General features: G+C 67.8%; 5 protein-coding genes. 2 read left to right on the top strand and 3 right to left on the bottom strand.

Annotation, left to right across the window (positions count from 1 at the left end; all coding sequences use genetic code 11):
- Nucleotides 1-4,803, bottom strand: a 4,803-nt coding sequence (locus KA248_07280; protein MBP7829703.1) for a hypothetical protein, incomplete at its 3' end; no start/stop codon positions are given.
- Nucleotides 4,804-5,125: 322 nt separating this feature from the next.
- On the bottom strand, nucleotides 5,126-7,243 hold the full coding sequence (locus KA248_07275) for a hypothetical protein (protein MBP7829702.1): 2,118 nt from the start codon (nucleotides 7,241-7,243) through the stop codon (nucleotides 5,126-5,128).
- A 98-nt stretch (nucleotides 7,244-7,341) separates the two neighbouring features.
- On the opposite strand from KA248_07275, the gene KA248_07270 reads away from it, so the two are divergent.
- The gene (locus tag KA248_07270) at nucleotides 7,342-9,747 is read left to right on the top strand and encodes a family 10 glycosylhydrolase (protein ID MBP7829701.1); all 2,406 of its coding nucleotides are present in this window, start codon (nucleotides 7,342-7,344) and stop codon (nucleotides 9,745-9,747) included.
- Nucleotides 9,748-9,759: 12 nt separating this feature from the next.
- On the opposite strand, the gene KA248_07265 is transcribed toward KA248_07270, so the two are convergent.
- Nucleotides 9,760-12,291, bottom strand: coding sequence for a hypothetical protein (locus KA248_07265; protein MBP7829700.1), 2,532 nt, complete (start codon nucleotides 12,289-12,291; stop codon nucleotides 9,760-9,762).
- A gap of 133 nt (nucleotides 12,292-12,424) precedes the next feature.
- On the opposite strand from KA248_07265, the gene KA248_07260 reads away from it, so the two are divergent.
- Nucleotides 12,425-13,351, top strand: coding sequence for a PTS sugar transporter subunit IIA (locus KA248_07260; GenBank protein ID MBP7829699.1), 927 nt, complete (start codon nucleotides 12,425-12,427; stop codon nucleotides 13,349-13,351).
- The last annotated feature ends 6 nt before the right edge of the window (nucleotides 13,352-13,357 follow it).

Below are 13,357 nucleotides of genomic sequence, written 5' to 3'. Positions count from 1 at the left end.
GAACGCCCCCGGCGCCGCCTGCTGCGCGTACGTCGCCTGCAGCCACGCGTCGCTCCGCAGCCCCCGCGACAGCCGCACCTCGTCCATCAGCCCCGCGTAGAACGCGCTGTTCCCCAGGTACGCCCCCAGGTACAGCGGCGCCTCCGACGTGTCCGTCGCCCCGCGCCCGTACTTCGACGTCACCACCACGCCGTCGATCAGGATCTCCATGTAGTGCGTGCCCCACGCGTCGTTCGTCCCCCGCGTGAACCGCCCCACCACGTGGTGCCAGGTGGAGTCCAGCACGTTCGTGCTCTTCAGGTTCCCCGGCCCCCACACGTCGAAGCTCGGCTTCCCGCTCTCCAGCCGCAGCCAGTAGTCCCCGTCCGTGAACTGCATCCCCTTCGAAATCGGAATCGACCACTTCTGCTCGTACTCGAACACCGGCTCCGCCGTCTTCGTCAGCGACACGTCCGCCAGGTAGCGAACCAGCCCGAGATCCCACGACAGATCCTCTTCGTCCGGGGCCAGCGTGATCGTCTCCGTGAAGCCCGTGGTGATGTCCGCGTCGCTGTCCAGCGCATCCTTCGAGCCCGACGGCCCCTGGACCGTGGGCTTGTAGCCGACGGGCAGGGTATTGAGATCGAACCGGACCTGGTACTCGTCCGGCGGCAGGTTGGAGAACAAGTAATTACCCGAAGCGTCGGTGACGTTGGTCGCGATCACGGCCCCGCCCCGGTACAGGTACACCGTCACGCCGGGCACGCCGGTCTCTCCGCCGTCCTGCTGCCCGTTGCCGTTGACGTCGTACCATACCCGGTCGCCGATCTCGCCCTCGGCGTAAATGCCGAAATCGACCTCGCGGACGTGCTGGTTCGGGACCAGGTTGAGCGAGGCGGTCAGGCCGGTGGCCGGGTTGGCGTCGCTGTTATTGGCATCCAGCAGGCTGCCCGTGCGGATCGTCGGATAGTACCCCGCCGGCAGGGAGGCCAGGTCGAACTGGACCGAGTAGGTTCCCGGGACCAGGTCCGCGAAGAGGTACTGGCCGGAGGCGTCGGTCAGGTTCGTGGCGATGATCTCGCCGCTCCCGTTGAGCAGGAACACCCGGATGCCGGGCGCGCCGCCCTCGCCGGCCCCGCCCTGGAGCCCATCCTGGTTGTGGTCGTACCAGACCGTGTCGCCGATGGAGGAAGGCTGCCAGAGGCCCATGTCCCATGAATAGTCCGATTCATCCGCGACGAGTGTCGTGAGTTCCGTTCGACCGGTGACGGGGTCCGCGTCGCTGTCCGTGGCGTCCTTGGCGCCGGTCGGCCCGCGCGGGCTGACCTTGTATTCCGCCGGGACGGAGGAGAGGTCGAACTGCACCTCGTAGTCGCCGGGCGGCACGGTGAAACGATAGAGGCCGTTGCCATCTGTCGTGTTGGTGGCGATGACCTGGCCCAGGTCGTTCAGCAGGAACACGCGGATGCCGGGCACGCCGGTCTCGCCGCCGTCCTGGACGCCGTCGCCGTCGTAGTCGAACCAGACCCGGTCACCGATGCGGGCGAGGACGCGAACCACGGCGTCGTCCTCGTCCGTGGCCTCGGGCAGGCCCGGGATCTCGGGCCCGCCGCCGGGTACGGCCGGACGGCCGCGCACGTCGCCGACATTGGTCACGTCGGCGGCGATGTTCACCGGCGTGCTGGTGAGGGTTGTGCTTTCCCCGGTTCCGAGCCGCGGGATGATGCCGATCAGGCCGAGCTTGTCGTCGCGGACGCGCAGATTGACCAGGTCGAGAGCCCCGCTGTTCGTGATCCGGTAGGTATAACGCACGGCCTCGCCGTTCTCGACCCACAGGATCGTGCCGTCGGGCGCGCTGCCGGCGAGTTTGACGAGCTCGATCTCGTAGTCCTCCACCCACAGGCCCATGTCCCAGGTCCGGTCGTGCTCGCCGTCGTCGAGCCACGTGATCTCGGTCCAGTAGTTGGAGCCGGCCATCAGGGTGACATCGGAATCCTTCGCGTCGTCGCCGCCCTGGTCGGCGGGGGAAACCAGCGCGCCGGCCGGGACCTCGAAGATCGAGTAGTAGTAGCCGCGGTCGCGGTTCGGGAAGAGGTAATAGCCGGGATTGCCGTCGTAGTCGTCGCCGGTGATGGTGAAGCCGATGTACAGATCCGTATTCGTGTCGCGGAGGCCGTCCGGGATGCCGCCGGGCCCGCTGTCCTGCCACAGGTGGACGCGGATGCCGTTGATGCCGGTCTCGTCGTCATCCTGGATGCCGTCGTAGTCTTCGTCGAAGAACACGTAGTCGCCGTAGACCGCGTTCGTGTCGGGCAGGATCTGGATGCCGACCTTGATCGGCTCGGAAGGCAGCAGGGTGCCGCCGGTATCCGTGCGCGTGCCGACGTAGCCGAACGAGTTCCAGGCGATCTCGCCGTCCGTCGGCGCGCCGACGGGGGCGCGCATCGGCCAGCCGAATTCCAGCTCCTCGTTGGGCTGGACGATCTGCGCGCCGAAGTCGAATTTCACCGAGCGCGTCCGGGTGAAGTCCGCCGGCGGGTTGGTGGACCAGTAGGGCTCGTCGGATCCGGGCGGGCCGGACGGCACGAAGTCCGGCCGGTAAGGGTCGCTTTCCTCGCTGTAATAGACCGTCACGCCGGGCGGCGCCGAGATGGGCGCCGCGAGACTCGGCCGCCACTCGGTGTCGCGCGGCGAGAGGTCGATCACGCCGGTGTCGCCCAGGCAGGGCAGGATGTCGATCACCTCGATCTCACGGATCGGGACGTTGCCGATGTTCTTGATCGTCATCCGGTAGTCGGCCAGGCCGCCCGGCACCGTGCGGCCGCTGGCGGGATACTTGTTCCAGTCGGCGTCCAACTCGCCCTTGACCCACTTGACCGAATCCATGGCGGCGATGGCGGAGATGGAGTAGCCCAGCCGCTGGAAGTAGATGTTGTCGTTCGTCGAGCCGTCGCCGTTGAGGTCGTACACGTCCCGGCCGTACAGCGTGGTGTTGGTGTCCACGCTCGGATTGGCCCAGTCCACCAGGCTGATCTCGTTGGTCTTGCCGCCGTACAGCGTCCCGGGAGCCAGTTGCGCCCGGAACCGCACCTCGATGGAGCGGTTGGTCGGCAGGTCGTAGCCCGTCCAATCCCACTTCAGCAGCGTGCGTCCGGTGCCGTTGTAATTCGGCGATTCCGTGAAAACGGGCGCCGGCAGTCCGGGCGGGCCGGACTGCACCCACCAGCTTCCCGGCACGTAGGTCAGGTAGTCGACGAGCAGGTCGGCGATCACGGGGCTTTCCAGCGCCGCGGCGGCCTCCGTCCGGTTGGCCAGCGTCAGGCGGAAGGTCAGCGTGTCGCTGTCCTTCACAGGCACCGCGTTGGTCATGGCCTTGGTCAACTGCACGACCGGTCGAGCGCTCAACACGTTGAGCGTCACCGTGGACGAGCGGTTGGAGGGGCCGAGGAAGCTGTAGTACGCCAGGTCCGCCCGGTTCGTCAGCACGTCGCCGGCGACCACCGGGTTGCCGTCGCGGTCGGTCGTCATCACGTCGGTCTGGTAGGAGAGATTGGCGACGGAGTAATTCACGGGCAGCTCGCCGTAGTTCCACTGGAGCGCCGTGATGTATTCGCCCGGCGCCAGGCCCAGGGAGGAGGCGAGAATCACCGTGTTCGCAAGCCCACTATACGGATTGCCCGGCGCCGCCAGCCACCCGCCGCTCAAGGTGGTTTGATAGAAGACGTCGATTCCCTCACGCTCGCCCGCCGGCGTCCCGTTGAAATTGCCCGTGTTGAAGCGGGTCACGCTGAACTCCGGCTTGATCTCGTCCGTCACCACGACGTTCGTGATCGGGGTGTTGCCCGAGTTGTTGACCGCGATGTTGAAGGTCTTGTTGACCACCTTGCCCTCGTACACGTACCGGGCCTCGGTGACCGACTTGGTGAAGGTGGCGGCCGTCGTCGGGCTGACGATGGTGTTCACGCGGCTGGCCGACCAGTTCGTCGGCGTCTTGCCCAGCGGGGTGCCGGTGATCTCCACGCGGTTGGTCACCCGGCTCCCCACGGAAAACGGAGGCGAGGGGAATCGCATGGTGATGACCCGGGACAGGGTGGCTTGGCCAAGGGAAGACTGTGTCCAGACCACCGTGTGCGTGTTGCTGTCATAAATCCCACCGCCGGTGGCGGCCACGAACACGGCGCCGGGCGGCAGGATATCGGTCATGGTGATGTTCGTGATCGCCAGCGCGCCGTTCGCGGTGCCGTTGTTCAGCGAAACCGTGTAGTTGACATTCTGGTCCAGCGGGATGGAGCCCGCCAGGGTCTTGCTCGCCGTGGCCCGGTTGCTGGCCGTGGCCATGATTTCCACCGGGTTCGATTCATAGGGCGGGCTGTTGTCCGCCTGGGCCGTGGCCCGGTTCGTGGCGACCGTGCCATCCGCTGTGGTCGCGTTGGGGAAGCGGACGTTGATCTCGATTTCGCCCGTCGAGCCGGCGGGCAGGGGATTGATGAAATTCACGCGCAGCGTACGGGTCGAGGAGGTGTACACGATGTTCGACGTGTGCGGCGTGCCGATGGCGGAGATGTACTGGACTTCAGGCGGAATCACGTCCGTGAGATAAGCCCCGTAGAAGTTCGTGGTCGTGCTGGCCGCTCGGTAACTCAAGACGTACGTAAACTGCACGCCGGAATTCACCTGGGTCAACCCGCCCTTGATGCTCTTGGTGACTTCCACGTCGGCGAAAGCGCCATGAACGCGGGCCAGGCCCAGCAGGGCGGCCAAGGCCAGCCCGGCCGTACCCCGGCCGGCCGACGTTCCTGTGTGCGCGACACGCATGCTTTTCATAACGACCTCCTGCGCGGTCTGCCCGCGCATTCGTGTCTGCTCCCATCGTATCCAGATAGAAAACGACACCTCCGGCGCCCGACACTCCTTCCGAAGAGTGCGGCGTCGGCAACTTACACTGCCCCTTATATTTGTGAGAATATGCCCGTATGGCTCGATATGTCCAGCGGATTCATATGGTACCTTGGTCCAATAGCGTTTAAGAAGGAAGCGAACCATGGATGGACGAGAATGGGGCCTCGTTTGCATCGTAACATATTCATAATCAATGAGTACCAACGTCTGGCCGTGGTTCCATAGGCTTGGCCGGCCGTTAATCCCGTCAGTCGAGCCGGATTCGAAGAGCTGCGCGGGGGCCGTTGGAGGACGGGACCGCGGTGTACAGGCTCCGGGTATCCAAGGCGACGATCCCGGTCGCCGCGACCGCCCAATCGGCCAAGTTGGTGCTGTATTCCACGCTGTAGCTGGTGCCCGGGGTGCTGGACCACTCGGCCGCTTCGGTGCCGGCGGAAGTGATCCGGAAGTACGAATTCGACATCCGCGGGTCGGTCCCCGTGTCCCTTTCCTGGCCGTTGGACAGGCCGTCCCCGTCGGTGTCCACGGTGGCGCCGTCCACGGCGCTGGTCGGGTTCAGGCCCCGGGCCCACTCGTACCAGTCCCGCAGCCCGTCCGCGTCGGTGTCCGCCAGGGTGTCCGTCCGCAGGCGCAGCCTCTTTCCGTTGGTGGAGACGGCGAACCGGGGTACGGTGACCAGCCCAAAGGCATCGACGAGCAGGTCGCCCATGGCCACGGGATTCGTGCTGCCGAGCGGAAGGTTCTGCCACACAATCCCTTGCCCCGGAGGCGGGTTAAAAGCCTGCGGCCGGCGGATCGTGACGTCGGCGTACTGGGCCTGCGCCCGGGAGCGGAGGACGATCTCGTAGTTTGTGGCCGTGTCCACGATATCCCCCGCGAAGTTGTTCCAGGGGCAGGACCATTCCAGGGTCTTGTTGTAGAAGTTGGTCAACGGCTCGGCCGGTGGCGGCACGGGGTCGTTCCCGCTCGCCCACGAGAAGGCGGGGAAACTGACGTCCCGGCGGAACGCGAGTTGCCGGATGTCCCAGTTGGTGGTCGAGGCCGTCGGCCAGTCGGCGAACGCGATGCCCGAGTGGCTGGAAGGATCGATCATGGCGACAAATCCCGCCCGCGCCCGCTGGAAGGCCGCCGGCGCGGGAGCGCCCTGGCTGGGATACTCGATGTTCCCGTCGTTCTTCCCGGCGTGGAAAAAGAACATCGGCACGTCGCGGCCGGGATGGTTGGTCAGCATCGCCAGATGGTCCATCCAGTCGAACACGCCCATGCCGTTGAAGTTCGTGATCGGGCCGGCCTGCGGGCCCCGGCTCTCGATGGGCAGGTTGTAATTCGTTCCGCCCCATAGCTTTTCAAAGTCCTGCCCGCGCCAGAAATCAGCCGTCCGGTACACCGTGACCGGCTGCCAGCAGAACACCGCCGCGAACACGTCGGGGTAATGAAAACCCAGCGTCATGGCGCCGCTGCCGCCCATGGACGAGTACCAGGCGTAGATCCGGTTCGTGTCCACGGTGTAATAGGGGTCGCGGATGACGTCCCGGATCGCCCGCAGGTGGCGCTGCTCGGTGTAGTTCACGATGATCCCGCTGGTCGGGTGGGTGGATTTCGAGTAGTCCCAGTTTTCGTGGAAGCCGTAATGCCACGTGTCGTCGGGGTCGTCGCCGTAGATCTGGATGCCCCGGTTGTACCACGAGCCCGTCTCGGTTTCGTCGTACCGGCTGCCGTGCGAAACCAGTTTCAGGTGCAACGGCCACGCGACCGTGTTCGAGTAGTTGGCGGGCAGGCAGACGCTGTAGTTGTACGCGTAGCCGCCGAGCGTGGGATTCCACCGGTGGTAATCCATGTACTGTGTGTAGGTCCGCACGCGCCCGGTGGCGCTGGTCCGGACGAGGACGGGCTCCGGGTCCGCCTCGGCCTCCGCGACGGCGGCGGTCAGCGCGTTGGCCGCGCTGAAATCGCCCGTGTTTTCCCAGCCGTTGGTCTGCAGCGTGACGGCGTACCAGAAATCGCCGGCCTCGTGCGGGGTGTACACGAACAGGCCCCGGTTGGACGCCAGGTTCGGGCCGAGGGGCTCGATGACGAAGTACACGTTGCTGCCGCGGAACGCGGATTCCGCGGGATAGCGGGAAGACCCGCGAGGGATCGAGGCCAGCGTGGCGGCCTCCGGCAGGTTCCCCGCCGTGATCTCCGCCGTGTGCCGGTAGACGCGGTAGCTCTCCGTCGTGTTCCCCGTCCCGGCCTCGTCCCATGTGAGAAACGTCTGCCCCGACCGGTGCAGCGCCGCGAGATTGGACGCCTGCTGTGCGCAGGCGCTCGGCGCGAGCCACGTCACGGCCAGGCCCAGTACCGGGTATAAGAGAGCGTGCCGCATGGGTTTTTGTATTCATACACGACACCGGCCCCGATCTCAAACCCGGCGTGGCCTTTCCTGGTTGACCCGCTTGCGCGGGCCGGTACACTGCCCCGCACATGCGAAGCGCGTATTCACAAGTCGGGTGCCTGGTCCTCCTGGCGCTGGTGTCGTGCGCGCCGCCGGCCCGGGCCGGCTCCGTGCTGCTGGAAAATTTTGCCTACGCCGATCCCGCCGAGGCGCGCAAGGCCTGGTTGCCCAAGGACATTTCGCCGCCCGTGCAGGCCGTGCCCGGCGGCGTGACGTTTCCCTGTCCCTTCGACGGCGAGATCGACCGCGTGTACTGGGACCGCGCCGTGACGCTCAACCTCGAGCGCTACACGAGCCTGGAACTGGACCTGACCTGCGACCGCCCCGAGGCCCTGCGCTCGCTGACGATCTACTTCAAGAGCGGCGAGGGCTGGTACGTCTGGGGCCAGCCGCTCCGCCGGGCGGGCCGGCAGTCCATCAGCCTGATCAAGGAGCAGGCCTCCGCCGAAGGCCGCCCGGCGGGCTGGCACAAGATCGAGGCGATCCGCGTCTCGCCGTGGCGCGGCGCCCCCGTGGGGGCGTCGCTGACGCTGCACGCGCTCGTGGCCCGCGAGGACGCGTTGCTGCTCGTGCGGGCGACCACGTCGGCCCGCGACGCGGACGAGCGGGCGGTGGCCGAGAAGCTCACGCGCCGCCTCGGCGGCTGGCTGGACGACCTCGGCCTCCCGCACGGCTTGATTTCCGACGATGACGTCGAGGCCGGCCGGCTCCGCGGCGCGCGGGTCGCGGTGCTGCCGTACAACGCCCACCCGTCCTCGAGAATGCTGGCCGCGCTGAAGGCCTTCCTCGAGACCGGAGGCAAACTGGTGGTCTTCTACGGCGCCGAGCCGAGGTTGGCCGCCCTGATGGGGATGAAGCTCGGGCGGTACGCGCGCACGGACGTGCCCGGCCGGTGGAGCTCGATGACCTTCGTCGATTCGTCCGCCCGCTACCTGCCCGCGCGCGTGTTCCAGGAGTCGTTCAACATCATGCCCGCGCATCCCGCCGCGCGGGACGCGAAGGTCATCGCCTGGTGGGAGGATGCCGCGGGCCGCCGCACGCGCGACCCGGCCTGGGTCGCCTCGCCGCAGGGACTTTGGATGACACATATCCTCCAGAACGACGACGTGCGCAACAAGCAGGAGATGCTGCTGGGCCTGCTGGGCCGGCTCGACCCCGCCCTGTGGCAGGCGGCGGCGCGGCACCGGCTGAACACGGCCGGGCAGGTGGATTCGTTCCCTTCGCTGGCGGCGGCCCTCGAGGGCATCGGGCGGGCGGCTGCCGGGGACGGGGCGGTCGGCAAGTTGCTGGAGCGTGCCGTGGCGCTGCACCAGAAGATGAGGGCGCTCTACGACGAGGGGCGTTTTCTCGAGGCGGTGGAGGCCGGCCGCACCCTCCGGCAGGTCCTGACCGAGGCGTATGCGCGGGTCCAGTCGCCGCGCGCCGGAGAGTTCCGCGGCGTCTGGGAGCACGAGGGCGTGGGGTGGTATCCCGGCGACTGGAACCGCACCTGCCGCCTGCTCGCCGGCGCGGGCCTGACCGCCGTGTTCCCGAACCTCCTCTGGGGCGGCCTGGCCCATTATCCCTCCCGCGTTCTGCCCGAGTCCTATTCCTCGCGCAAGCTGGGCGACCAGGCGAAGGCTTGCGTGGAGGCCGCCCATCGCAACGGCCTGGAGGTCCACGTGTGGATGGTCTGCTGGAGCCTCCAGAACGCGCCCGAGGATTTCCGGCTTCGCATGAAAAAGGAGGGCCGCCTCCAGGTGACCGCGGCCGGGGCGACGATCCCGTGGCTCAATCCCGCCGACCCGCGCAACGCGGACCTGGCCCTGGCCGCCCTCCGCGATCTCGTGGCGCGCTATCCGGTGGACGGCATCCACCTCGACTACATCCGGTATCCCAACGGGAACTCCTGCTTCTCGCCCGTCTCGCGCCGCGAGTTCGAGAAGGACCGTGGGCGGCGCGTGGACGACTGGCCGCGCGCCGCGGCGCCGGGCGGGCCGCTGGCCGCCGAGTACCAGCGCTGGCGCGCCGGCCGGATCACGGCGTTCGTCCGCGCCGTGTCCCGCGAGGTGCGGGCCGTACGGCCGGGCCTCAAGGTGTCCGCCGCCGTGTTCAGCTCGTATCCGGAGAGCGTCGCGAGCGTGGGGCAGGACTGGGGCGCGTGGCTCCAGGAGGGCCTCGTGGACTTCGTGTGCCCGATGACGTACACGAGCGACGCCGCCGACTTCGCGGCGCGGACGCAGAAGCATCTCGCGCTGCCCGGCGCGAAAGGCCGTGTCCTGCCCGGGCTCGGCGTGACGGCGGACGAGTGCCAGCTCGCCGCCGACCAGGCCATCGAGCAGATCGTCGCCGCTCGCCGGCTGGGCGCGCCCGGCTTCATGCTCTTCGATTTGAGCCACACCCTGCGCGAGGACATCCTGCCCTACCTCCGCATGGGCGTCACCCGCGGCCCGTGAGCGGCGCGCCGTTTACGGCACGGTCACGCGGTAGGCCTGCCGGGATTCCGGGCCGGCCGGGCCGATCCAGTGGGCCGACACGCCGGCGCCCGAGTCGAGGAAGGCGCCGTTGGTGATGGCCCTCCAGTCCGGCGCGGCCAGATCGGCGCAGGCTTCCACGTCGTAGCCCGTGCTTCCCGGCGCCGAATGCCGGAGGTAGAGGGTCCGGCTCCCGTGCGGACCGACCCTCAGGGCTTCGGCCTCGAGATCCTGCCCGGTCGCCGGCTGCGCTCCGGGTTGCCAGAAGACGCCGAGGCACTTACGGGTGCCATAGTCCGCGGCGGGCAGGTCGTACACCTTCCGCGAGCCCAGGACCAGGACGTTGGTGCAGGGCGCCGCCGGCGGGACCAGGGCCCCGAACGCGGCGCCGCCCAGGACGGGAAAGGGCGTCGCGTCGAGCACCGTGGCGTCCGCGGCGACGCGCACGCCGTGGAGGCCGTTGGGGCCGCCCCGGGTGTCCCGGAGCAGGCACAGCCAGTCGGTGCCGTCGTGCGCCACCGCGCAGTTCTCGGAGGAAGCCCAGGCGTTGATGACCAGGACGGTGACCACGTTCCCGAAGGCCGCCGTCGAGGCCTCCAGCGTCCGGCCGAGAACCTGGTAGGTGGCCTGGTCGCGCCAGGTGACCAGGAAGCGGTTGTTCTCCGGGTTGTACGCGGCGCGCGGATCCCAGCACCCGGAGGATGACGAATACAGGTTGGAGTTGCTCGCATCCACGGGCGTCCCGTCGGGCCGGTAGCGGCGGAACCCGACGTAGTCGTTGTTGTAATCCATCCACAACGCGAGGTAGACGCCGCCGCCGAAGGTCACGAAGGGATCGGAGATCTCGGAGTCGAACACCGTGATGACGCTCCCCATGGAACCGTCGGCGTTCAGGAATCGGCCCTGCATGCGGTCGCCGCCCGAATCGTCCCAGACCGCGAAGAAGTTGGTGCCGTCGGAGGCGATGTCGCAGAAGTAGGCGTAGAGCGTGCTGGTGCCGATCTGCACGTTGGTGCCCAGCGGCTGGCCGCCGTGATCGAGGCGCTGCCCCCACACCTGGTCGCGCGTGTGGCGCTCGTCGTTCCAGACCGCGTAGACGGTGTCGCGGCCGACGGCCGCGGCGGGCGCCCACTGGTCCGCGGCGTTGGTGCAGACCAGGACGGGCGCCGCGAAGCCCGGCGTGCCGTCCGCCGCCAGGCGCTGGAGGGCGACGTCGCCCTGTCGTTCCGTTTCCGCCGGGTGGTACTCGAAGGCCACCCAGTAATTCGTCCCGTCGCACCCGCCGCTGTTGTACTGTTCCGCCGCGCCCGCGATGGAAACGAGCCGTTGCGTGCCGACGGTCAGGACCGAGCCCTGCGCATCGAGGGTTTCGACAAACACGGACTCGTAGCCGTGCACCGCCAGGAAATGGCCGTTCGTTCGCGCGCACACCAGCGGGGTGTACTGCTCGTTGGTGGAAACCAGCGTGCCGTTCGTGTCGGCGAAGACCCCGTCCGTATCCATCACGCTTGCGCGCACGGCCGAGGGGGCGCGGGCGTCATCCCAACAGAGCAAGTAGCGGCTGCCATCCCCGCACAGCGAGGGATTGAACTGGTCGTCGTCTCCCGCAATCAGCGCCATGCCGGTGGAGGAATGGCTGACCGTGCCGTCCTGCGCGACGAACGTGCCATAGATATCGTCCACGCCGCCGCGCGCATCGGTCCACGCCACCCACCAACCCTGCGTCCCGCCGGGCCCTTGCCCGAACGCCGGACAGGGACCCGATTGCGTGCCGGCATTGGTGCATAGGGCCAGCGGCACAACATCCAGGGGGATGCCGCCTTCCGACACGCGTACGCCCCGAATGTCGGAATTTAGCGAGAAGGTGAGCAAAAAGCTCTTTGGTCCGGAGCTGAAGTCGCCGAACGCCATGCCGGGTTGAACGTAGCCGGACAGTCCCGACAGGAGTTGAGTGGCCATGCCCGTGGCTTCCCCCTCCGGCGAATAGGGTTGGGCCCACAGGCGATACCCGCTGCTGTAGGTGCTCCAGGTCATCAAGAGGTTCGTACCCCCGGCGCAGACGGCGGAGCGATAGGCCGACGAAGATGAGGTCTCGGTGCGAAACGGCGCCACGTCGACAAAGGTCCCGTCGGGGGCCACGCGCCTTCCATAGCCTTCGCGCAAGCCGCTGCCGCGGTATTCCTGCCAGACCACCCAGAAGGCGTCCTGGAACCAGGCGACCGTCGGGTACCGCCGCTCCGTGGCGGCGTAGCCCACGCCGTTGGGCGCGATCGGCAGGGCGACGGGGTCCAGCGGCCGGCCCTGCGCGTCCAGCCGCATGCCGGCGATCTCGGCCGTCCAACTGTCGGCCCATACCGCCAGCCACAGGTTGCTGTCCGAGGCGGCCTGGTGATCCCACTGGTCATTCGGCTGGCCGCCCACGACGAGCCCGGGATTGACCAGGAACGGTACGCCAACCGTTCCCGCCCCCGCCGTCCAGGCCAGGAGCGCCAGACCGCCCAGCGCGCCTCGTATCTGCCTTGCCATGGCTCCTCCTATGCCGGTGTGGTGACTCTCCCGCTCATCTACGCTCATGACAGGGCGGGCTGTCCAGCGTTTCTTGCGCGCGAGCCCGGCTTTTCGCTTTGCCGGCGAGCGATCCGCATGTTAGCGTCGAGCCATGAGCCCGAAGCCTGCCGCGCTCCGCATCAGTGATTTTCTCCATGAAAAGAACATTCTCTGCAACCTGGAGGCCCGGACGCGGGACGAAGCCCTCGCCGAATTGCTCGATCATCTGCACCGCAACGAGGGCGGATTCGACCGCGACGAGGCGCTCGCCGAGATCCTGATCCGCGAGAAGGCCGCCTCCACGGTCATCCATCCCGGAGTCGCGCTGCCCCACGCCCGGATGGATACCCTGGATCACCTGAAGCTGGCCGTGGGGCTGTCCGCCCAGGGCGTGGATTTCCTGTCGCCGGAGAACGGCCCCGTCCGGGCCGTCTTCCTGATCCTGACCCCGAAGACCGAGCCCGGGGCCTATCTCCAGTTCCTCGCGGCGCTGACCCGGACGCTGTCCGCGATCAAGGAGGTCCGGATCCTCGCCGGCTGCTCGACGCCTGCGGAGTTGTGCGGGCTATTGGCGGGCGGCGGCGCGCATTTCCCCCCGTTCTTGAGTGCGTTGCACGTGATGAACCCGCAGCCCGTGACGCTCCTGGAGAGCGACCACCTGGGCCGGGCGCTCGACCTGTTCTGCCTGCACCGCCTGTACGATATCCCCGTGGTGGACGAGCAGGGCGACGTGCGCGGCGTGGTGTCGCTGGAGGACGTGCTGGGGTTGAGCATGCCGGAGCACGTGCGCTGGGTGGAAGACCTGACCCCGATCCTCCAGTTCGAACCGTTCACCGACCTGCTGCGCAAGGAGCAGGAAACGCGGCTGGCCGATTTCATGCGGGAGAGCTACGCCTCCGTGGCCCCGGACGTACCCGCGATTCAACTGGCCCGCATCTTCCTGGCGGAAGGCGTCCGCCAGATCCTGGTGCTTGAGGGCCGTAAACTGGTCGGGGTGGTGACGCTGTCGGGATTCATCGCGAAGCTGTTCTGGGCTTGAGCCGCG

It is taken from the genome of Kiritimatiellia bacterium, from assembly GCA_018001225.1.
Classification (GTDB): Bacteria; Verrucomicrobiota; Kiritimatiellia; order CAIQIC01; family JAGNIJ01; genus JAGNIJ01.
Note: the sequence above shows the minus strand (reverse complement) of the source record. Positions and strands in the feature narration are given on the sequence as shown.

What these genes read in the sequence shown, in the direction of transcription:
- KA248_07275 (MBP7829702.1), bottom strand. Translation starts at nt 7,243, where the DNA reads ATGCGGCACGCTCTCTTATACCCGGTACTGGGCCTGGCCGTGACGTGG.
- KA248_07270 (MBP7829701.1), top strand. Translation starts at nt 7,342, where the DNA reads ATGCGAAGCGCGTATTCACAAGTCGGGTGCCTGGTCCTCCTGGCGCTG.
- KA248_07265 (MBP7829700.1), bottom strand. Translation starts at nt 12,291, where the DNA reads ATGGCAAGGCAGATACGAGGCGCGCTGGGCGGTCTGGCGCTCCTGGCC.
- KA248_07260 (MBP7829699.1), top strand. Translation starts at nt 12,425, where the DNA reads ATGAGCCCGAAGCCTGCCGCGCTCCGCATCAGTGATTTTCTCCATGAA.